This window comes from Streptomyces sp. NPDC007917, from assembly GCF_042959105.1.
Taxonomy (GTDB): domain Bacteria; phylum Actinomycetota; class Actinomycetes; order Streptomycetales; family Streptomycetaceae; genus Streptomyces.
Genome location: NZ_JBIBKK010000008.1, coordinates 362,899 through 382,034, shown reverse-complemented (window position 1 = coordinate 382,034; position 19,136 = coordinate 362,899). Strand labels below are relative to the sequence as shown.

Genomic DNA, 19,136 nt, shown 5'->3' with positions numbered 1-19,136 from the left:
GCGGGCTTCAGGAGCGCTCGGGCTGGGGGACCTTCAGCCCGGGCCGCTCCGTCTCGGGGACGGGTTTGGTGGCGGTCCAGGCGGCGCAGAAAAGCGTCAGCTTGGCGGTGAAGTTGATCCACAGGAGCAGGGCGATGGGCGCCCCGAAGGCCCCGTACATGCTCTTGGCCGCGACACCCTGCAGGTAGCTGCTCAGCAGCAGCTTGAGCACCTCGAAGCCGATCGCGCCGATGAGCGCCGCGACGACGACGCTCCGGCGCTCCGGCTCGACGCCGGGCAGCCAGGTCAGGACGTAGCACAGCAGCAGGAAGTCGGCGACGACGGCGGCCCCGAAGGCCGCCAGCCGCAGCAGCCAGCCACCGGGCCCGTTCTCGGGGATGCCCAGATGGCGCGCGGTCCAGCCGACGGCGGTGACGGCGAAGGCGGACACAGCGAAGGAGCCGACCGCGACACCGCCGAGGCCCACAAGCACGATGGCGTCCTTGGCCTTGCGCCCCACCGGGTTGCCGGGGTCCTCCTCCAGCTCCCACACCGCGCGCAGGCACTCGCGCAGCGACCCCACCCAGCCGATGCCGGTGAACAGCAGCAGCGCTCCGGCCACGACGCCGATCGTACCGGCGTTCTCGATGAGACCGCTGAGGTCGAGCTGGCCGGAGATCCCGGGGACCTGCTGGGCGAGCTTCTTCTCCAGCTGCCGCATCTGGGCCTCGCTGAGCGTCGCGGCGCCGATCGCGGCGCCGACGGTGATCAGCGGGAAGAAGGCGAGAAAGCTGATGAAGGTGATGGCGGCGGCGAGTCGGGTCCAGTGGACGCGCTCCAGCGTCTCGTACGAGCGCCAGGCGTGGGTGTGCGTCAGCCGGACGAACAGGGGTCCGATCACAGGCAGCCGGGTCAACCAGTCCATGATCAGCGAGTACCCTTCGGCCGTCTTCCAGTCCCGGGGCGACCAGGCCAGGTTCTCGCTACGACCGGCCGTCAGCCGGAACAGGCTTGTCCGACACTCCGCCCATCACTCTTCTTGGTGAGGGTCGCGGCGCGTCACAGGGACGGCGCGGGCGGGCGGGAGAGGTTGACCTGACGGGGAAGCACCGGGCCGGTGCCCGACAGTCCGGGTCCGTCGCCGAAGGGGTATTCGCGCTCCAGGCGCCAGACCCCGTCCGCGCCCTGCTCGTAGAGCGCGAAGCCGTCGATCGTCCAGGCCGCCTCGAAGTCCTTCAGCTCGGCGTACGCCCGGTCCATGGCCGCCTCGTCGATGCCATGGGCGATCGTGACGTGCGGGTGGTAGGGGAACTGCAGCTCGCGGGCGCAGGGTCCGGAGGCGATCCGCACCCGCTCCTGGAGCGCCGTGCACTCCTCGGCACCCTCGACGATCCTGACGTAGACGACCGGGGACAGCGGGCGGAAGGTGTCGGTGCCCTCCAGCCGCATGGTGAACGGCCGACCCTCGGCCGCGACCGTCGCCAGATGGCGCTCGACGCCGGGCAGCGCCGAGGGGTCGACCTCGGTGGGCGGCAGCAGCGTGACGTGGGTGGGGATGCCATGGGCCGCGGGGTCCCCGAAGCCCGCGCGCCGCTGCTGCAGATAGCTGCCGTACGGCTCCGGGACCGCGATCGAAACGCCGAGCGTTACGGTCCCCACTGCGTTCTCCCTCCTGGCCCTCCCGGGCGTTGTGGGCCTGAGCCTCTCCGCCGCTGCTTCGGTGTCAGTGTGGCGGCTGGGCCGCCTTCGCGGCTAGGTTCGTCGGTCCATCGGCGCACGTACCCACGGCCCCCCGCGCAGGGGGCCTTGGGACGTCGGCCGGTGCTTCGGTCAGTGCCGGTCAGTGCTTCGCGGGCAGGAAGCCCACCTTGTCGTAGGCGCGGGCCAGCGTGTCGGACGCGACGGCTCGGGCCTTCTCCGCGCCCCTGGCCAGAATCCCGTCCAACGTCTCGGGGTCCGCGAGGTATTCCTGGGTGCGCTCGCGGAACGGGGTGGCCCACTCGACCAGCACCTCGGCGAGGTCCGTCTTGAGCGCGCCGTAGCCCTTGCCCTCGTACTTCCGCTCCAGGTCGGCGATCGTGGTGCCGGTGAGGGTGGAGTAGATGGTCAGCAGATTGCTGACGCCGGGCTTCTTCTCCTCGTCGAAGCGGACCTCGGTCTCGGTGTCCGTGACCGCGCTCTTGATCTTCTTCGCCGAGACCTTGGGATCGTCCAGCAGGCTGATGATGCCCTTCGGCGTGGACGCCGACTTGCTCATCTTGATCGCCGGGTCCTGCAGGTCGTAAATCTTCCCGGTCTCCTTGACGATGTGCGGAGCGGGAATGGTGAAGGTGTCGCCGAAGCGCCCGTTGAAGCGCTCGGCGATGTCGCGGGTCAGCTCGACGTGCTGGCGCTGGTCCTCGCCGACCGGGACGTGGTCGGCCTGGTAGAGCAGGATGTCGGCGACCTGGAGGATCGGGTACGTGAAGAGGCCGACGGTGGCCCGGTCCAGGCCCTGCTTGGCCGACTTGTCCTTGAACTGCGTCATCCGGGACGCCTCGCCGAAGCCCGTCAGACAGTTCATCACCCAGGCGAGCTGCGCGTGCTCGGGCACATGGCTCTGGATGAAGAGCGTGCAGCGGTCCGGGTCGAGCCCGGAGGCGAGCAGCTGGGCGGCGGCGAGGCGGGTGTTGGCGCGCAGCTCCGCCGGATCCTGCGGCACGGTGATCGCATGCAGGTCCACGACCATGTAGAAGGCGTCGTGGGTCTCCTGCAGCGCGACGTACTGCCGGATCGCGCCGAGGTAGTTCCCGAGGTGGAACGAGCCCGCGGTGGGCTGGATACCGGAGAGTGCACGGGGACGATCGAGGGCCATGGCACCCATTCTCTCAGGTGTGGAACCAGTCTCGGTCCGCCGGTGTATGAAAGGTGTGAGGACTCGTGAGAGGGCGCGGGAGGGGGACCTCGCCGTGCGGAAGACGGCAGGGGCACAGTCGGCCGGGGCCGGGGCCGAGACGGCGGCCTCGGCCGACGCAGCGATCGCCGACGCAGCGATCATCGCTCGGGTGCGCGCCGGGGACACCGAGGCGTACGCGGAGCTGATGCGGGCCCACGCGCCGATCGCGCACCGCACCGCCGTGGTGCTCGGGGCGGGCGCCGACGCGGAGGACGTGGTGCAGGACGCCTTTGTGAAGGCCTATCTCGCCCTGGGCGGATTCCGGGACGGCGCGGCGTTCCGGCCATGGCTGCTGCGGATCGTGGCCAACGAGACGAGCAACATGCTCCGCTCGGCGCGGCGGATGCGCACGGCGGTGGGCCGGGAAGCGGCGCTGGGCGGCTGTGCCGGCCGCGGCGGATCCGAGCCGGCCATACCGGAATCCGCGGACCCGGCGGTGGCGGCGCTCGCGGGCGAGCGGCGGACCCGGCTGCTGGCCGCGCTGGACGAGCTGAGCGAGCCGCAGCGGCGGGTGGTCACCTACCGCTATCTGCTGGATCTGGACGAGTCGGAGACCGCGCAAGCGCTCGGCTGGCCGCGCGGCACGGTGAAATCCCGGCTCAGCCGTGCGCTGAGGCGGCTGGAGGGGCTGGTGGCGGAGGAGGAAGGAAGGCGAGGAAGTGACGGAGAGGAACGCGGAAAGGACTGCGGAGAGAGGCTCGGGGTCGCCCGCGAAGGACACCGAGGCTGTGGCCCGGAGCGGGGACGGGCACCTGCCCGACGAGTTGCGGGCGCTCGGGCGCGCGCTGGGGTCTCCCCCGCTGGGCGGGTCGCCGGTGGACGGAGAGACGCTGATCGAGCGGGTGATGGCGCGGATAGTGGGCGCTTCGGCGGCCGCCCCCGCGGCCGCTCCGGACCAGGACGGGCGGGTCCAGGTCCGGGCGGACGAGCAGTGGCGGGACCTGCCCGGCCTGACGGCCGGACAGGGCTCCGCGGGCGGCCGGCCCGGGCCCAGACCGGAGGGTTCCCAGCCGGAAGGGGCCAGACCGGACAGCCCCAGACCAGACAGCACCAGGCTGGAAGGGGTCAGACCGGACGAGACCAGGCCGAACGACGTCAGGCGGTCGGCAGACCGGGGGCGGGATAGGCCGCCATCAGCTCGGCGACCTCGGCCCTGACCTTGGCAAGCGTCTCCTCGTCGCCGGTCCTGGCGGCGCCCACGCCCCGATCGATCCACTCCGCCACGGTGGCCATGTGCTCGGTGCGCAGGCCGCGCGAGGTCAGGGACGGGGTGCCGATCCGGATGCCGGAGGGGTCGAAGGGCTTGCGCGGGTCGAAGGGGACGGTGTTGTAGTTCACCACGATCCCGGCCTGGTCGAGGGCCTTGGCCGCGACCTTGCCCGGCACGTCCTTGGGCGTGAGGTCCATGAGGATCAGGTGGTTGTCGGTGCCGCCGGAGACCAGGTCGAAGCCCCGGGCGAGCAGGGCTTCGGCGAGGGCCTGGGCGTTGGCGACGACGGCGTGGGCGTAGTCGCTGAACGCGGGCTGGGCGGCCTCGTGCAGGGCCACGGCGATGCCCGCGGTGGTCTGGTTGTGGGGGCCGCCCTGCAGCCCGGGGAAGACGGCCTTGTCGATCGCCTTGGCGTGGGCCTCGCGCGACATCAGCATCGCGCCGCGCGGGCCGCGCAGCGTCTTGTGGGTGGTGGTGGAGACGACATCGGCGTGCGGCACCGGGGAGGGGTGGGCGCCTCCGGCGATCAGCCCGGCGATATGCGCGATGTCGGCGACCAGCACCGCGTCCACCTCCCGGGCGATCTCCGCGAAGGCGGCGAAGTCGATGGTGCGGGGCACCGCCGTACCACCGCAGAAGATCACCTTCGGGCGCTCCTTGCGGGCCAGGTCGCGCACCTCGTCGAAGTCGATCAGCCCGGTGTCCTGCCGCACCCCGTACTGAACGCCCCGGAACCACTTGCCGGTGGCGGAGACGCCCCAGCCGTGGGTGAGGTGGCCGCCCATGGGCAGCGCCATGCCCATCACGGTGTCGCCGGGCTCGGTGAAGGCCAGGTAGACGGCGAGATTGGCGGGCGAGCCGGAGTAGGGCTGCACGTTGGCGTGCTCGACGCCGAACACTGCCTTCGCGCGGTCCGCCGCCAGGGTCTCGACCTGGTCGATGACCTGCTGGCCCTCGTAGTAGCGGCGGCCCGGGTAGCCCTCGCTGTACTTGTTCTGGAGCACCGTGCCGGAGGCCTCCAGGACGGCGCTGGAGACATAGTTCTCGCTGGGGATCAGCCGCAGGGTCTCCGCCTGCAGCCGCTCCTCCGCCCCCACCAGCGCGGCAAGCTCCGGGTCGGCCGCGGCCAGCGCGGGGTGAGGGAGGAAGGGGCCGGGAGAAGAGGCGGAGTCGGAATGGGAGAGGGGCTGGCTCATCGGTGTCCTCCGGGGCGATCGGTCGGTTGGTCCGGTCGTGGTCCCGGGGTGCCCAGGCGGGCGGCACCTCGTGATGGTCGCAGCCGCACACCGCTTCCTCGTGGTCACTTCCACGTTCGCCAGTCACGGCGTGCGCTCCCACTCTAATCGGGGTTCGGTTTCGGCCCAGCCGGGTGTCGGGGACGACGGGCCCTCTCGTACGCCCGGCAGGTGAACAAACTCGTGCATGGGGCTCCCTGCGGCGTAGCGTGGATGAACCGTTCACCTGGTGGGGGTGACTATGCAGTACGCGAACGAGACGATCGGCGATCGAATCGGCCGGCTCCGTGAACGACGGGAGCTGACGCAAGAGCAGCTTGCCGAGCACGCGAACGTGTCAGTGGACACCGTGCGGAAGCTTGAGCAGAACCGGCGACTGACGGCTCGGCTTTCCACACTGAACCAGCTGGCCCGCGCCCTGGATGTCGAGACATCGGCACTGGCCGGTCAGCCAACGACCTTCGAGGTGCGCTCTGATGGCGACACACCCTCCGTGCTCGCATTGAGACAGGCGGTCTCACCGCTGTCCGACCTGCTCGGCGAGGACCCCGACACGGAAGACCCGCCCTCCGTAGGAGCGCTGCGCGCTTCGCTTCGCTCGACCGAGGTCATCCGTCGCGAGGGCCGCATGGGTGAAATCGGTTCGCTTCTGCCTCAGCTCATCCGAGACGCCCGCGCTGCGGCCCGCGCCTACCACGGCAGCGACCAAGCAGCCGCCCATGCCGTCCTGGCCGAGGCATATCAAGTGGCGGCGACCACGCTCACAGCGCTGGGCAAGGAAGATGCCGCGTTCACCGCCATGGAGCGCGCTACGGAGGCAGCCAGACGCTCCGACGACCCCCACCTCGAATCCATTGGCGCCTCGACACTGGCATGGATCTTCACGAAGCAAGGACGCCTTGAAGATGCCGAGCGCGTGGCACTGACGTATGCCGACCAGATCAACCCCGGCTTCCGCTCTCAGCCTGTTGATCTCTCGCTGTGGGGAATTCTGCTGCTGCGGGCGGCCACTGCGACCGTGCGTCAGGGCGAGGGCAAGTACGACAGGGTGAAGGAGCTGCTAAGGCTGTCGACGGGCGCCGCAGCAAGCATCGGGGCCGATCGCCTCGACTATGCCACACCGTTTGGCCCGACCAACGTGGGTGTAGCGAAGGTGAATTTTCTGGTCGAGATGGAACAAAGCGCCGATGCGGTAGCTACGGCCCGCGCCGTGCAGGGCATCGGATCGCTTCCACCGACCTGGCGGGCTCGGTTTCATGTGGATCGCGCCCTGGCCTACTCCGATCTCCGCCGGGATGCGTCGGCCATCGGTGCCCTGTTGAAAGCCGAGGAGGACGCACCTGAGTGGATGCGGTACCACGGCACCGCGCGGCAGCTTGTGGCCGAGCTGCGCAGCCGGGAGCGGCGCCGCACCTCTCCGGTAACGCAACTCGCGGACCGTCTCCACCTGGACGGGTAGGGCATCGCGTCCTACCCAGGTGCGAAAGTAGGACGCCTCGTCACTGTCTGCTTGCGCGCAGTGCCTCTAAGTTGCGCCCCACTGGACAGCGGCCCTGATCGCGCGACCCCCGCCAGGGCAGACCGGCGCCGCTACGCATGACAAGGGGCGCACATGACGACCGAAGCCGAACCATGGACACCGCCAAGCGGCCGCAACGCGCAGTTGCAGGCCGCTGGTCAATGGTGGGACGTCGTACGCGTCCCCCGCTTTATCGGTGAACAGGCCCTGGCACTGCTCGGCAACGACGTGGGCGCGGTCATCGAGAATCCCTTCGACGGGGTGCTGTGCTGGCTCATCGCTCCCGGGGAGGCCGCCGGATGGGACATGAGTGCGCTGCCCAGCATCCAGGTCTGGGGAGCGACCGCCTATATCGAGGTGCCCTCCGTCGACTCCCGTAGGGGACCCGGGGTGCGCTGGCGCGTACCGCCCCGGCACGACCGGTACCTCACCGACCCGACGGCTCTCCTCACCGCGCTGAAGATCGCCACCAGCGCGGCGCTAGGCCCACGCGAAGGGTCCACCCGGTGACCGAGTGCTGCTATCGCTGCGACAAGCCCACCCGCGAGCCGATCACCGTGCTGCGCGCGTCGGCCTCAGGGCCCGGCTGTCTGCGCCACCTGTGCCCGGACTGCAACCGCCGCTGGCCGCACCCCGACGCCGACCTGTACGCCGTGCTCGTCACGCTGCAGCGCGAAAGGCGGGCGACGTGACCGTCCCGGTGGGTGCCCGGCGGATGTCCCCGTACTGCGCGCTGTATACGGCCGAGCCCGACACCACGCCCGACGAGATCCACGCGTTCTGCAACGGCCCGGGCGAAGTCCGGCTGAAGCCGGTACCGCCCGCCACGCGCGGATTGCTCATCATGACCGTCCCGTGCGACTGCGACTGCCACAAGAAGGCGGACGCCACATAGACCGGTGGGCCGCTCGGTGGCCCACCCCACCCTCGCCCCGGCCTCCCGCTTGCAGGCCAGTGGCCGGGACGAGGACCGCGCAACCAGCGCGGGGACACCCCTGCGCACCTCAACAACTCACAGGAGGCCCTATGCGATTACAGCACGCCGTCCACCTCCAGGACCCGGACGATCGCGACACCATGCCGGACACCGACACCCCGACACCCGGCGGCCAGACACCCGGCGACTCGGACGACGGGCGCCAGTACGCGCGCTGACCAGACCGCGGCCCCGTCCTCAGACCGCCCCCGCCAAAGGGCGGGGCCGCTCCCCCACGCAGGAGCCACCATGACAGCACCGCCCGCACCTGATCACTGGCACTGCTACCGCTGGACCGGAGAACGCCGAACCTATGACGATGAGTCCGCGCGTCGGCCGCCCCATCTCGTCGTCCAGAACATGTCGCCCCAGGAGTGGAAGCAGATCGCGTCCGCCAGCCCCGCCTTCATGGCAAGCGACGTACCACCCCTGGAGGTAGCACACTGGCTGCTACGCCCAGCCAGAACGATCAAGGCGACCTTCGAGGAGCCGGACAAGGCCTCGGCCTGGTACCGAGACCAGGTCACCGACCTGGCCCCCTCCTTCATGACCGACCTCGACACGAACCCCACCCGGCAGACCGAACGATTCACGGCCGCCGATGACCGGCTCCGCTGGGGCGGGGACGTCGTCGGCGGCTGGTACCTGCGGGGTACCGGGTTCGCCTCCATCCAGGTGGTCGCCTGCAGCGCGAATCGGATTCGTCCGACCATCCCCTGCCCCATACCCCCCTAGCTACCGCCGGGAGATCCCACCTGATGCCTCGCCCGGAACGCCGATGACCCCCGCGGGGGCAGGGGCCATCGGGGCGGGAAGCCGGGGGGAGGCGGCTCCCCGGGTCTGTGGGCCGGGTTGGTCGGCCGGTCGTCAGCTGACCGAGTGGGCCAAGCCGTCAGCTGGGTGGGTTAGTCGAGGGCGTTGGACAGGTCGCTCTGCCAGTACGTCACCTGGGCGCTGTTGTCGATGTAGACGGAGCCGCCGGGCAGTTCGACCGACTTGGAGTCATCGGAGCCTTCGAGGAAGACCTCCAGAGAAGTGGCCTTGTAGCCGTTCAGGCCCGAGCCGTCGGCGGAGGAGGTGCGGATCCCCGCGTACGCGGTCTCGCCGGGGGCGAGGGTGACCACGGCCTGCGGCTTGCTGTCCTCGTACACCGGGGTCGCGGCCTGGGCGTCCTCGCCGAACTTCAGGCGGGGGAAGCCGGGCATGTTGCAGTCCACACCCGCGTGATTGTTCACCTCGAGCACCATGTAGTTCACCGGCCGCTGAACCGACTTGACGCCAACCGTCAGCTTGTTGATGTCACACGGGCCGATCTCCTGCTCCGAGCCACCCGAGCCCTTGGCGCCGTCCTCGGACGACCCGGCCTGCTCGGCGCCGCCGCCCTTCTTCGCGCCGCCCGCCGCGTCGAGGCGCTGATCGCTCTGCTCGGCCGGGGCCTCGCTCTTGGTGCCGGTGCCCTCGTTGCTGTTGCAGGCGGTGAGGGTGAGAGCGGCAACCGCGGTCAGGCCGGCGGCGGCCAGGCGCAGGGTACGGGCTCGACGGGCGGCGAAGGCGGTGATCGACATGGTGGGTTCCCCCCAGTGGGACTTGGCCGTTTCCGGTGTGTCTTTCTCGGTACGGCTTAAGCCTGGCCTCCCCCGCTGTCGTTCGACTGCCGCACCACAGCCGTCCGACTGCCGAGCCGCTAACGTCCCACTAACGCCCCGCCCTTAGCGCCCTCCAGCTCTCTTTCACCGCGCTGAAGATCGCCACGAGCGCGGCGCTAGGCCCACGCGAAGGGTCCACCCGGTGACCGGCGAGCCATTTCGCCGCACGGCACACCGCCGTCACCCTTCCATAGGCGGAACGCCGACCAGTTTCACGAGGAACCGGTCCACCTGTTCCTCCAGCGGGGGCCAGGGCAGATCGGGTTGGTTGACGCGCAGCGAGACCGCGCCGTGGACGGCCGTGCGCAAATCCAGGGAGATGGTCTCCGCGTCGCCGCCCGGCGCCAGCCCGGCGTCCATGCAGCGGCGGATCGCCGTGGTCGTGCGCTTGGCCATCTCCTCCTTGAAGGACATGTCCGTGCGCCGGTTGAGCGTGCTCTCGTGCAACACCTTGTACAGCCCCGGGTGCTCGCGGGACCACGCGCCGAGCAGCGTCGTACGGGCGCGCAGTGCGGCCACCGGGTCGGCGGCGCCTGACTCCGCGTTGTCCACCGCTCGCAGCAGGTCCGCATGGCAGTGCTCCAGCGCGGCCAGTACGAGCGCATCGCGGTCGGCGAAGTGGATGTAGACGGAGGTCGCGGCGATGCCCACCTCGCGGGCGACCGCCCGCAGCGACAGCGCCTGGTCGTCGGCGAGTTCGTCCAGCAGCCGCAGCGCCGCGTCGACGATCTCGGCGCGCAGCCGCTCGCCCTGGCCGCGCGGGTTGCGGCCCCGCGGCGCAGTGCGGGCGGTCTTTCGGGCCGGAGTGGTCGCATCCATGATTCGCCATTGTATGGGAACGCCTGTAGGGCTACAGTCGTAGCCCTACAGGCATTCACTTACAGGGAGTCACCATGACGCTGCCGACCCGGACCACGGTCAAGGAACTGGACCCGGCGTTCGCGGAGATGGCCGCCGCGAGCTTCCAACGCGCCTGGTCAGGGACCCAGCTGACGCCGCGAGAGCTCGCTCTGGTCAGCCTCGTTGCCGACGTCTGCGAACAGGTCCTTGGGACGCCGTTCGAACTGCACGTGCGGGCCGCCCTGGACAATGGCCTCGACGCCGATGACCTACGCGAGCTGCTCCGTTTCATCTCCTACGACAGCGGCTATCCGGCGGCGCTGGCCGCGTTGGAGCGGCTGGCTGAGATCGAGCGCACACACGGCCTGCCCGGGCCGACAGGCCGGGGCCACCAGGTGAACGCGGACGGCACGGGCAGCCCCCTCCCCACGGCGATGCGCGCCGAGGTGCGCGCCCTCGACCCGGGCTTCGCCGACTACATGGACCTGCAGTCGCGGATGCGCGCCGGCATGTCCCGGATCAGCGTCCGCGAGCGGGCGTTCGCCACCATGACGGTGGACGTCCTCTACCAGACCCTCCAGGAGAGCTTCCGTGCCCACGTCGGCCGCGCGCTGGGCGCGGGAGCGACGCCCGACGAGGTCCGCGCCGCCGTCCGCGCCACCGCAACGTTCGGGATGACCCGGACCTGGCGCGCCCTGAACGTCCTCGACGCGCTGCTGGCCGAGCAGGAGGAACTGCGGGAGAAGCAGACGGCCGGGGACGCCTGACCGCCTGCGGCCTGCACCCCGCGCACGACGCGGACCGCAGGGCCGGTCCGTCATGGTGCAGGCCGCAGGCGCGGGGATCACCGGCGGTGTAGAGCCGGTATCCGGCAGCCGTGCGCAGCGACGGTCGCGCCAGACCGATCTCGTCCCAGTGGTGCAGCGCGCGGACGGTCACGCCCAGACGCGTCGAGACCTGGCCGATGAGCCGCCCTCACTCGCTCAGCCATTGCTCGATCTCGGCGCTGATCCGCGCCTTCAAGGCCGCGGGGGCGAAGCTGCCCTCGGCCGAGGCTCGGGCCAGGTTCGCCAGTTCGGCGTCGCTGTACCCGAAAATCTCCCGGGCGCGCTGGTACTCCGCCGCCAGCGACGTCTCCCCGTCGGTGTTCAGGGTGACCGTCAGACCGGCCTCGACCAGGCGTGGCAGCGGGTGTTCGGCCAGTGACGGCACCAGGCCGAGCAGGACGTTGGAGGAGGGGCAGACCTCCAGCGGCACACGGCGGCTGCGCAACTCGGCCACCAGGTCAGGGTCCTCCAGCGCGCGGATGCCGTGGCCGATCCGCTCCGCGTGCCCCGCCGTCAAGGCCTCCCGGACGCTGGCCGGGCCGGCCGTCTCCCCGGCGTGGTGCACCAGGTGCAGTCCCGCCTCGCGGGCGGCCTGGAACACCTCGGCGAAGGGCGCCGCCGGGTAGGACTCGTCTCCCGCGAGGCCGATGGCGATCACCTGCGGGTACCGGGTGGCCAGCTTGAGGGTGCGCCACAGCCGCTCGACGGGGCGGCGGCGCGAGTGGTCCAGGATCACCCGTGTCTGGATGCCGTACCGCTCAGCGCCGGCGGCCAGCCCCTCGAGCACCGCTTCCAGCGGCATCTCAGGATCGCCGACGCGCTCGCCGTGGGCCGCCGCGGTGAAGGTGACCTCCGCGTAGCGGACGCCCTGGCCCGCCTCGTCCTGGCAGAACTCCTCGGCGATACGGCGGAAGTGCCGAGGGTCGCGCAGCAGCGCGCGCGACCGGGCCCGCTGGTCGGCGAACTCCCCGAAACTGGTGAACGGCCGGTCCTCGGCGGGCGGCTCGCCGCCCAGGTCGCGGATCGTGGCGCGGCGGACGGTGCTTTCCAGGTGGGTGTGCAGATGGGCCTTGGGCAGGAGGCGAAGATCTCTCACGGCAGGACTTTAGGCAGTCGGGCCCGCAGAGCCGACATCTTTTTCGAGGCCCCGCCCGACCTCGGCCCAGGCGCGGTTCCGCTCCGGCCGGGCATCGGCCCGCCCCGCCGCCGCGCGAGCTCCGGCGCCGGAAAGTTTCTTCGCAAACCACCCGGGCGACGATAGGAATGAGCACTGATCGGCGCCGACACCGAACGGAGCATGACTTTGACCTCAACGGAACGCGCCATCGCCGCCGCCGAGGCGCACAGCGCGCACAACTACCATCCGCTTCCGGTCGTCGTCGCGTCCGCGGAGGGCGCCTGGATGACCGATGTCGAGGGGAGGCGGTACCTCGACATGCTCGCCGGGTACTCCGCGCTCAACTTCGGGCACGGCAACCGGCGGCTGATCGACGCCGCGAAGGCCCAGCTGGAGCGGGTCACGCTCACCTCCCGCGCGTTCCACCACGACCGCTTCGCCACCTTCTGCGCACAGCTGGCCGAGCTGTGCGGCATGGAGACGGTGCTGCCCATGAACACGGGGGCGGAGGCGGTGGAGACGGCCGTGAAGACCGCCCGGAAGTGGGGCTACCGCGTCAAGGGGGTCCCGGACGGCCGCGCGAAGATCATCGTCGCGGACAACAACTTCCACGGCCGGACGACCACCATCGTCAGCTTCTCCACCGACCCCGAGGCCCGGGCGGACTTCGGCCCGTACACGCCGGGCTTCGAGATCGTGCCGTACGGGGACCTGGCCGCGATGGAGGCCGCCCTGGACGCCGCCGGTGAGGACGTGGTGGCCGTGCTGCTGGAGCCCATCCAGGGCGAGGCGGGGGTGCTGGTGCCGCCGCCCGGCTATCTGGCCGGGGTCAGGGAGCTGACCCGGGCGCGGAACGTGCTGTTCATCGCGGACGAGATCCAGTCCGGCCTGGGGCGTACCGGCAAGACCTTCGCCTGTGAGCACGAGGGCGTCGTCCCGGACGTGTATGTGCTGGGCAAGGCGCTCGGCGGCGGCGTGGTGCCGGTGTCGGCGGTGGTCTCCTCCCAGGAGGTGCTGGGGGTGTACCGGCCGGGCGAGCATGGTTCGACCTTCGGCGGCAACCCGCTGGCCTGCGCGGTCGCGCTGGAGGTCATCGCCATCCTGCGGACCGGTGAGTTCCAGCAGCGGGCGGCGGAGCTCGGCGACCATCTGCACAGCGAGCTGGGGCTGCTGGTGGAGGGCCCGGCGCAGCGGGGCGGCGTTCGGGCCGTGCGCGGGCGGGGGCTGTGGGCGGGGGTGGACATCGACCCCTCGCACGGCACCGGGCGGCAGATCTCGGAGAAGCTCATGGACCGGGGGGTGCTGGTCAAGGACACCCACGGCTCGACCATCCGGATCGCGCCCCCGCTGGTGATCAGCAAGGAGGACCTGGACTGGGGCCTGGACCAGCTGCGGGCGGTCCTGGCCGGGTGAGCTCCCCTGCCTGACCGGCTGACGGAGCTGACGGAGGGCCGTCGGGCGCCCCGCGGCGCTCGGCGGCCCTCCGGAGAATCACCCTCAGGGAATCGCGGTCGCCCCGAGCCCGTCGATCATCAGGCCGATGGTGAAGTCGAAGCGGTCGTGCACCGTTCCGGCCGTGAGCTCGGCGGCGTAGCGCTTGGTCTGCGGGAACGTGTCGGGCAGTGCGGCGAATCGGCCCAGTAGTTCATCGCGGCTGACGACCCAGTCGTCGTCACTGCGGCTGAGCCGCTTGTTCGCCAGCGAGAGCTCGAGGCTATAGGCGTTGACGTAGAGCGACAGTGAGTCGATCGCCCAGGCGGCAGCCTGCGGGGCGATGCCCCCGGCGAGCAGGATGGCGAGCATTCCCTCGCTGACGCGCAGCGTGTCCAGATTGGACGGAGCGGCGGCGAAGGCCGCCTGGGAGATTCCCGGGTAGCGCAGATACTGGTCGCGCAGCTGGGTGCAGACGCCGATGATCTGCTGCCGCCAGCGGGCGGGGTCCGGTTGGGGCAGGTCGATCTCGGCGCACAGACGGCCGAGGAGCAGTTCGTCCAAGTCCTCTTTGTTGACGACGTGAGCGTAGAGCGACGACGGTCCCGTCTCCAGCGCGGTCGCCAAACGCCGCATGGTCAGGGCTTCGTATCCCTCTTTCTCCACGATGGCGAACGCGGTGCTGATGATGGCATCGACCGTGATCGGCTTCTTGCGCCCGCCGGACGGTCCACGCCGGGCCGCTGGTGTGCTCGAACCGGTGCCGAGCTGGTGCCGCGCTGCGCGCCGTTCCTGCGGAGTCGGTGACATACGGGCAGTCTAGCGAATCGACGAACAGTGTTCTGCATCACTCAGAACGACGTTCTGGTTGTCTGGAACACTGTTCTGCCGTAGAACGGTGTTCGTGTCTATTGACCAGCGCATATCTCAAGCGCCCACCCCAAGCACCCTGCCGCTGCGCACCGCATGGCTCGTCCTGGCCGTCGTGGTCCTGGCCGACATCATGGATCTGATCGACTCGAGCATCGCCAACCTCGCCGGCCCGTCCATCCGCGCCGATCTCGGCGGCGGCGAGGTGACGGTGCAGTGGGTGCTGAGCGCCTACACCGCGGCCTTCGCCCTCGGCCTGGTCACCTCAGGACGGCTCGGGGACCTGCTCGGGCGCCGACGGCTGTTCCTGCTCGGCATGACCGGCTTCACCCTGGCCTCGCTGGCCTGCGGTCTCGCCCCCGACGCGGTCTTCCTGATCGTCGCCCGCACGCTGCAGGGCCTGTGCGGATCGGTCATGATCCCGCAGGGGCTGGCCCTGGTGAAGGTCGTGTTCCCGCCCCAGCATCTGCGCAAGGCGCTGACCCCGGTCGGCCCGCTGATGGGCCTGACCATGGTGGCCGGGCCCATCCTGGCCGGCTGGCTGCTCCACCTGGACCTGTTCGGCAGCCAGTGGCGCTCCATCTTCCTGATCAACGTCCCGTTCGGCATCATCGCCGCCGTACTCGGCCGGCGGGTGCTGCCCCGCCACGGCGGCGAGGACCCGGCCGCCCGCCTCGACCTCACCGGCGTCGGCCTGCTCACCGCGGCCTCGGCGCTGCTCATCATCCCGCTCATCCAGGGACGCGAACTCGGCTGGCCCGCCTGGACGTACGTCATGATGGCCGCCGCGGTGGTTCTGCTCGCGCTGTTCGTCGTCTCCCAACGGCGCAGCGAGCACCCGGTCATCACCCCGTCGCTGTTCCGCAAGCGCAGCTTCGTCGTCGGCCTGGTGATCGTGGCCGGGTTCTACGCATCACTCAGCGCGTTCGTCCTCGTCATCAACCTGCTGCTGCAGCAGGGCATGCACTGGACGCCGCTGCACACCGGCCTCACGCTGATCCCCTGGGCCCTCGGCACCGCCGTCGCCGTCCTGCTCGCGGGCGCCGTGCTCGCACAGAAGCTGGGACGCGCAAGCCTGCACCTGGGGCTGTCCATCGCCGTCGTCGGCCTGCTGGCCCTGTGGTGGTCCATCGCCCACTGGGGCGCCGACATCACCGTCTGGAAGCTGGCGCCCGCGCTGCTGTTCGCCGGGTTCGGCTCCGGGCTGGTGTTCGTCCCGCTGGTCGATTTCATCATCGGCGATGCCACCGTCGAAGAAGTCGGCACCGGCGCCGGCCTGCTCAACGCCGTCCAGCAGTTCGCCGGCGCCATCGGCGTCGCCGCGCTCGGCACGGTGTTCTTCGCCCGGGTCGGGCACCCGTCCGTCCATTCCTACTTCGCCGCCGCGGAACTGGTCTTCGGCATCGCCGCAGGCCTGAACTTCCTGACGCTGCTGCTGGTGGGCCTGCTGCCCAAGCACGCCCAGCAGGCCCACGGCTGAGCCTGAACGACGGGCTCCGCGCCCGCCCGGTGCACCGTGACGCCCGCGCCCGCCCGATCGTCCATATGAACGCCGGGGCTCATACGGGAAGCGCCCGGCACAGCGCCTCCAGGGCGCCCGAGAAGGCGTGGTCGGGCGGGGTCCCGTAGCCGACCACCAGGGCGTCGCCCCGCGCATCCCCGCGCATGTCCTCCCGCGCATCGTCGTACGCGTGCCGGAAGCGGGCCAGTCCGTCCATCGCCAGGCCCTGCCAGGCCGCGCCCTGCAGCACGGACCGCTCGGTCCCCGGCGGGAGGTCGAGCACCGCGTGCAGCCCCGCCGCGATCCCCCTCACCCGCACCTGCGGGGCGTACTCGGCGAGCGCGGCGACCAGCTGGTCACGCCGGCGCCGGTAGCGCAGCCGCATGCCGCGCACATGGCGGTCGTACGCCCCGGAGTCGAGGAATTCGGCCAGCGTCAGCTGGTCGAGCCCGGCCGTCGGCCACTCCCCCGTCTCCTTGGCCGCCAGCAGCTCGTCCATCAGGTGGCCGGGCACCACCATCCAGGCCAGCCGCAGCACGGGCGCCAGGCTCTTGCTCGCCGTGCCCAGGTAGAGCACGTGCTCGGGGTCGAGCCCCTGGAGCGCCCCGACCGGGTTGCGGTCGTAGCGGAACTCCCCGTCGTAGTCGTCCTCCACCACAAGACCTCCGGTGCGGGAGGCCCAGTCGACCACGGCGGCGCGGCGGTCGGGGTGCAGGGGCACCCCGGTCGGGAACTGGTGTGCCGGGGTGAGCAGTACGGTCCGTACGCCGCTGAGCCCGGCCAGCTCGTCGGTGCGGGCGCCGCGGTCGTCGACCGGCAGCGGCACGGTGCGCAGCCCGGCGCGCCGCATGACCCCCCAGTGCATGTCAAGACCGTACGACTCGACGGCCACATGCCGCTCGCCGGCGGCCCGCAGCACCCTGCTGAGGACGGCCAGGCCCTGTTTGAACCCCGCGCAGACCACGATCCGCTCCGGGTCGGCCCGCACCCCCCGGGCCCGCGCCAGGTAGTCGGCGAGGGCGCGGCGCAGCTCGGGGCGCCCGCTCGCGTCGCCGTACGCGAAGGCGTCGTGCGGCGCCGCGGTCAGGGCCCGCCGGGCGGCGGAGAGCCAGGCCGCGCGGGGGAAGGACGAGACGTCGGGCGAGCCGGGCCGCAGGTCGTAGGCGGGGCGGCGGCGCGCCTCGGCGGTCGGCGGGGTGCGCGGGGGCGTGGGTTCGGGCGGTACGACGCGCCGGGCGACGCGGGTTCCCGAGCCCTGGCGGGCGGTGAGCCAGCCCTCGGCGACCAGCTCGCCGTAGGCGTCGGCGACGGTGTTACGGGCGATGCCGAGGTCGGCGGCGAGCGAGCGGGAGGAGGGCAGCCGGGTGCCGGGGGCGAGCCGGCCGCCGCGTACGGCGTCGCGCAGGGCCCGGATGAGCGCCGCGCGCACCCCGGTGGCGGCACCGCCCTCCGGTAGGTCCAGATGCAGATCGGTGCCCAGCCCGGCCGGGGGAATGGCCCATGAATCCTCCATGGAAATGGACCATACCTCTGGGCTACCGGCCGCCTAGCGTGGTGGTCATGACGACGACCGAAGACACCTCCCGAAGCGCCCACGAGCACGGGCCCCGCATGGGGCTTGCCAAGCTGGCCCCCGAGTTCTACAAGGCGATGGTCGGCCTCGACGCGGCCGCCCGTAAGGGCCTCGACCCCACCCTCGTCGACCTCATCAAGATCCGCGCCTCGCAGATCAACCACTGCGCCTTCTGCGTCCACATGCACACCCGGGACGCGCGCAAGGCGGGCGAGACCGAGGAGCGCATCAACCTCCTCAGCGCCTGGGAGGAGGCGTCGGGCTTCTTCACCGAGAAGGAGCGGGCGGCGCTCGCGCTGACCGAGGCCGTCACCGTGCTGACCGACGGCTTCGTCCCGGACGCGGTGTACGAGCGGGCGGCGGCCCACTTCGAGGAGGCCGAGCTGGCCCAGGTCATCGCCGCGATCATCGCCATCAACGCCTGGAACCGCATCGGTGTCACCACCCGCATGGTGCCGGGCAAGGCATGACCGGCGCCGCGACCCTCCGGGCCCTGCACCACGGCCGGGCCCCCGGCGACCCGCTCGTCCTGCCGGGCCCCTGGGACGCGGCCACCGCCCGCGTCCTGGCCGCCGCCGGCTTCCCCGCCCTCGCCACGCCGAGCGCGGGGGTCTCGGCGTCGCTGGGCTACCGGGACGGCGAGACCCCGGCCGGCGAGATGTTCGCCGCGGTCGCCCGGATCGCCCGCGCCGTGGACGTGCCGGTGACGGCGGACATCGAGGAGGGGTACGGGCTCGCCCCCGCCGAAATCGTCGAGCGGCTGCTGGAGGCCGGCGCCGTGGGGTGCAATCTGGAGGACGGCGACCGGGCGGCGAACACGCTCAAGGACGCGCGGCGGCACGCGGACTGGCTCGCCGAGGTCCGCGCGGCGGCGGGCGAGAGCCTGGTCATCAACGCCCGCGTCGATGTCTTCGTGCGCGGCGCCGCCGCCGCGGGCGGCGGCGTCTCAGAGGACCGGCTGGCCGAGGAGGCCATCGACCGCGGGCGGCGTTACGTGGCGGCGGGCGCGGACTGCGTCTACCCGATCTTCGCGCCCCCGCGGCTGCTCCCCCGGCTCGCGGACGGCATCGGCGCCCCGCTCAACGCGATGGCCGAGCCGGACGGCCCCTCCGTCCGCGAACTCGCCGCAGCGGGTGCGACCCGCATCACGTTCGGCCCTCGTCTCTTCCACCGGGCGCTGGCGGCGGTGGAGGACATCGCCGAGCGGCTGCGCCCGGCGTAACACCACAATTCCCGACAAGAGAACCCGACAAGTGAATACAGCTCTCCTGATTCTTCACCGCAAAGCCGCCCAATAACGCCAACCGGATTTTCTCGGCGCATAAAGCGGCATACAAAGCCGCTGGACACGTCTGCGGGGCGGCGTTATCGTGCACTCGAATTCCGCGAAAGTCATGAAAAGCGGAACAGAAATCGGGGAGCAACAACAGAATGAACAACGTCATAGGGGAGCGCGGCGAAGGCCAACACCGAGGTC

The 19,136-nt window shown here is 71.1% G+C and carries 20 protein-coding genes, 2 pseudogenes and 1 riboswitch; of the genes and pseudogenes, 12 read left to right on the top strand and 10 right to left on the bottom strand.

The window, feature by feature from the left end; genetic code table 11:
- Positions 1–7: 7 nt before the first annotated feature.
- The 3 genes from ACFZDL_RS18855 to trpS form a co-directional block, all read right to left on the bottom strand.
- A complete protein-coding gene (locus tag ACFZDL_RS18855) occupies positions 8–904 on the bottom strand; it encodes a YihY/virulence factor BrkB family protein (RefSeq protein ID WP_353588312.1) in 897 nt (298 codons plus the stop codon).
- A gap of 134 nt (positions 905–1,038) precedes the next feature.
- A complete protein-coding gene (locus ACFZDL_RS18850; protein WP_353588314.1) occupies positions 1,039–1,638 on the bottom strand; it encodes a 2'-5' RNA ligase family protein in 600 nt (199 codons plus the stop codon).
- Between the two features lie 181 nt (positions 1,639–1,819).
- Entirely contained in the window at positions 1,820–2,833 is a 1,014-nt protein-coding gene (gene trpS / locus ACFZDL_RS18845; RefSeq protein WP_353588316.1) for a tryptophan--tRNA ligase, read from the bottom strand.
- On the opposite strand from trpS, the pseudogene ACFZDL_RS18840 reads away from it, so the two are divergent.
- Positions 2,832–3,587: pseudogene (locus ACFZDL_RS18840) on the top strand (RNA polymerase sigma factor); the annotation flags it as partial. The gene trpS and the pseudogene ACFZDL_RS18840 overlap by 2 nt on opposite strands.
- A 422-nt stretch (positions 3,588–4,009) precedes the next feature.
- Here the strand turns inward: ACFZDL_RS18840 and glyA are convergent.
- Entirely contained in the window at positions 4,010–5,320 is a 1,311-nt protein-coding gene (gene glyA / locus ACFZDL_RS18835) for a serine hydroxymethyltransferase (protein ID WP_353588318.1), read from the bottom strand.
- Between the two features lie 43 nt (positions 5,321–5,363).
- A riboswitch (ZMP/ZTP riboswitch) is annotated at positions 5,364–5,457 on the bottom strand.
- Positions 5,458–5,600: 143 nt separating this feature from the next.
- Here glyA and ACFZDL_RS18830 point away from each other — a divergent pair.
- The 6 genes from ACFZDL_RS18830 (at position 5,601) to ACFZDL_RS18805 (ending at position 8,589) form a co-directional block, all read left to right on the top strand.
- Complete coding sequence (locus tag ACFZDL_RS18830; protein WP_353588320.1) at positions 5,601–6,818, top strand: helix-turn-helix transcriptional regulator; 1,218 nt, start codon at positions 5,601–5,603, stop codon at positions 6,816–6,818.
- A 153-nt stretch (positions 6,819–6,971) separates the two neighbouring features.
- A complete protein-coding gene (locus tag ACFZDL_RS18825; RefSeq protein WP_353588322.1) occupies positions 6,972–7,388 on the top strand; it encodes a hypothetical protein in 417 nt (138 codons plus the stop codon).
- Positions 7,385–7,570, top strand: a complete 186-nt coding sequence (locus ACFZDL_RS18820; protein ID WP_353588324.1) for a hypothetical protein — start codon at positions 7,385–7,387, stop codon at positions 7,568–7,570. The genes ACFZDL_RS18825 and ACFZDL_RS18820 overlap by 4 nt, the downstream gene beginning before the upstream one ends.
- On the top strand, positions 7,567–7,773 hold the full coding sequence (locus ACFZDL_RS18815) for a hypothetical protein (protein ID WP_353588326.1): 207 nt from the start codon (positions 7,567–7,569) through the stop codon (positions 7,771–7,773). Before ACFZDL_RS18820 ends, ACFZDL_RS18815 begins: the two co-directional genes overlap by 4 nt.
- A 131-nt stretch (positions 7,774–7,904) precedes the next feature.
- Entirely contained in the window at positions 7,905–8,033 is a 129-nt protein-coding gene (locus ACFZDL_RS18810; RefSeq protein WP_353588328.1) for a hypothetical protein, read from the top strand.
- A gap of 70 nt (positions 8,034–8,103) precedes the next feature.
- Positions 8,104–8,589, top strand: a complete 486-nt coding sequence (locus tag ACFZDL_RS18805; RefSeq protein WP_353588329.1) for a hypothetical protein — start codon at positions 8,104–8,106, stop codon at positions 8,587–8,589.
- 170 nt (positions 8,590–8,759) lie between these two features.
- On the opposite strand, the gene ACFZDL_RS18800 is transcribed toward ACFZDL_RS18805, so the two are convergent.
- Together ACFZDL_RS18800 and ACFZDL_RS18795 are read right to left on the bottom strand one after the other, a co-directional pair.
- The gene (locus tag ACFZDL_RS18800) at positions 8,760–9,419 is read right to left on the bottom strand and encodes a DUF4232 domain-containing protein (protein WP_353588331.1); all 660 of its coding nucleotides are present in this window, start codon (positions 9,417–9,419) and stop codon (positions 8,760–8,762) included.
- A gap of 261 nt (positions 9,420–9,680) precedes the next feature.
- A complete protein-coding gene (locus tag ACFZDL_RS18795) occupies positions 9,681–10,319 on the bottom strand; it encodes a TetR/AcrR family transcriptional regulator (RefSeq protein ID WP_353588333.1) in 639 nt (212 codons plus the stop codon).
- A gap of 74 nt (positions 10,320–10,393) precedes the next feature.
- Between ACFZDL_RS18795 and ACFZDL_RS18790 the strand changes: the two genes are divergently transcribed.
- Complete coding sequence (locus ACFZDL_RS18790; protein ID WP_353588334.1) at positions 10,394–11,107, top strand: carboxymuconolactone decarboxylase family protein; 714 nt, start codon at positions 10,394–10,396, stop codon at positions 11,105–11,107.
- Between the two features lie 76 nt (positions 11,108–11,183).
- Here ACFZDL_RS18790 and ACFZDL_RS18785 read toward each other — a convergent pair.
- Together ACFZDL_RS18785 and add are read right to left on the bottom strand one after the other, a co-directional pair.
- A pseudogene (locus tag ACFZDL_RS18785) lies at positions 11,184–11,306 on the bottom strand (MerR family DNA-binding transcriptional regulator); the annotation flags it as partial.
- A 9-nt stretch (positions 11,307–11,315) separates the two neighbouring features.
- Positions 11,316–12,263, bottom strand: coding sequence for an adenosine deaminase (add, locus tag ACFZDL_RS18780; protein ID WP_353588336.1), 948 nt, complete (start codon positions 12,261–12,263; stop codon positions 11,316–11,318).
- Positions 12,264–12,470: 207 nt separating this feature from the next.
- Here add and rocD point away from each other — a divergent pair, with 207 nt between their 5' ends.
- Positions 12,471–13,697: an ornithine--oxo-acid transaminase gene (gene rocD / locus ACFZDL_RS18775; RefSeq protein WP_353588935.1), complete on the top strand. Its 1,227-nt coding sequence runs from the start codon at positions 12,471–12,473 to the stop codon at positions 13,695–13,697.
- Positions 13,698–13,781: 84 nt separating this feature from the next.
- Here the strand turns inward: rocD and ACFZDL_RS18770 are convergent, their stop codons facing one another.
- On the bottom strand, positions 13,782–14,525 hold the full coding sequence (locus ACFZDL_RS18770; protein WP_353588338.1) for a TetR/AcrR family transcriptional regulator: 744 nt from the start codon (positions 14,523–14,525) through the stop codon (positions 13,782–13,784).
- Between the two features lie 94 nt (positions 14,526–14,619).
- On the opposite strand from ACFZDL_RS18770, the gene ACFZDL_RS18765 reads away from it, so the two are divergent.
- The gene (locus ACFZDL_RS18765; RefSeq protein WP_353588340.1) at positions 14,620–16,065 is read left to right on the top strand and encodes a DHA2 family efflux MFS transporter permease subunit; all 1,446 of its coding nucleotides are present in this window, start codon (positions 14,620–14,622) and stop codon (positions 16,063–16,065) included.
- A 79-nt stretch (positions 16,066–16,144) separates the two neighbouring features.
- Here ACFZDL_RS18765 and ACFZDL_RS18760 read toward each other — a convergent pair whose 3' ends face one another.
- Positions 16,145–17,599, bottom strand: a complete 1,455-nt coding sequence (locus ACFZDL_RS18760) for a PLP-dependent aminotransferase family protein (RefSeq protein ID WP_353588342.1) — start codon at positions 17,597–17,599, stop codon at positions 16,145–16,147.
- Positions 17,600–17,646: 47 nt separating this feature from the next.
- Here ACFZDL_RS18760 and ACFZDL_RS18755 point away from each other — a divergent pair, with 47 nt between their 5' ends.
- Together ACFZDL_RS18755 and ACFZDL_RS18750 are read left to right on the top strand one after the other, a co-directional pair.
- Positions 17,647–18,129, top strand: a complete 483-nt coding sequence (locus ACFZDL_RS18755) for a carboxymuconolactone decarboxylase family protein (protein ID WP_353588344.1) — start codon at positions 17,647–17,649, stop codon at positions 18,127–18,129.
- Positions 18,126–18,881, top strand: coding sequence for an isocitrate lyase/phosphoenolpyruvate mutase family protein (locus ACFZDL_RS18750; protein WP_353588346.1), 756 nt, complete (start codon positions 18,126–18,128; stop codon positions 18,879–18,881). Before ACFZDL_RS18755 ends, ACFZDL_RS18750 begins: the two co-directional genes overlap by 4 nt.
- Positions 18,882–19,136 lie beyond the last annotated feature (255 nt).

What these genes read in the sequence shown, in the direction of transcription:
- ACFZDL_RS18800 (WP_353588331.1), bottom strand. Translation starts at nt 9,419, where the DNA reads ATGTCGATCACCGCCTTCGCCGCCCGTCGAGCCCGTACCCTGCGCCTG.
- ACFZDL_RS18760 (WP_353588342.1), bottom strand. Translation starts at nt 17,599, where the DNA reads ATGGAGGATTCATGGGCCATTCCCCCGGCCGGGCTGGGCACCGATCTG.
- ACFZDL_RS18805 (WP_353588329.1), top strand. Translation starts at nt 8,104, where the DNA reads ATGACAGCACCGCCCGCACCTGATCACTGGCACTGCTACCGCTGGACC.
- ACFZDL_RS18795 (WP_353588333.1), bottom strand. Translation starts at nt 10,319, where the DNA reads ATGGATGCGACCACTCCGGCCCGAAAGACCGCCCGCACTGCGCCGCGG.
- ACFZDL_RS18825 (WP_353588322.1), top strand. Translation starts at nt 6,972, where the DNA reads ATGACGACCGAAGCCGAACCATGGACACCGCCAAGCGGCCGCAACGCG.
- ACFZDL_RS18855 (WP_353588312.1), bottom strand. Translation starts at nt 904, where the DNA reads ATGGACTGGTTGACCCGGCTGCCTGTGATCGGACCCCTGTTCGTCCGG.
- ACFZDL_RS18770 (WP_353588338.1), bottom strand. Translation starts at nt 14,525, where the DNA reads ATGTCACCGACTCCGCAGGAACGGCGCGCAGCGCGGCACCAGCTCGGC.
- ACFZDL_RS18830 (WP_353588320.1), top strand. Translation starts at nt 5,601, where the DNA reads ATGCAGTACGCGAACGAGACGATCGGCGATCGAATCGGCCGGCTCCGT.
- trpS (WP_353588316.1), bottom strand. Translation starts at nt 2,833, where the DNA reads ATGGCCCTCGATCGTCCCCGTGCACTCTCCGGTATCCAGCCCACCGCG.
- glyA (WP_353588318.1), bottom strand. Translation starts at nt 5,320, where the DNA reads ATGAGCCAGCCCCTCTCCCATTCCGACTCCGCCTCTTCTCCCGGCCCC.
- ACFZDL_RS18790 (WP_353588334.1), top strand. Translation starts at nt 10,394, where the DNA reads ATGACGCTGCCGACCCGGACCACGGTCAAGGAACTGGACCCGGCGTTC.
- ACFZDL_RS18810 (WP_353588328.1), top strand. Translation starts at nt 7,905, where the DNA reads ATGCGATTACAGCACGCCGTCCACCTCCAGGACCCGGACGATCGCGAC.
- ACFZDL_RS18755 (WP_353588344.1), top strand. Translation starts at nt 17,647, where the DNA reads ATGACGACGACCGAAGACACCTCCCGAAGCGCCCACGAGCACGGGCCC.
- ACFZDL_RS18750 (WP_353588346.1), top strand. Translation starts at nt 18,126, where the DNA reads ATGACCGGCGCCGCGACCCTCCGGGCCCTGCACCACGGCCGGGCCCCC.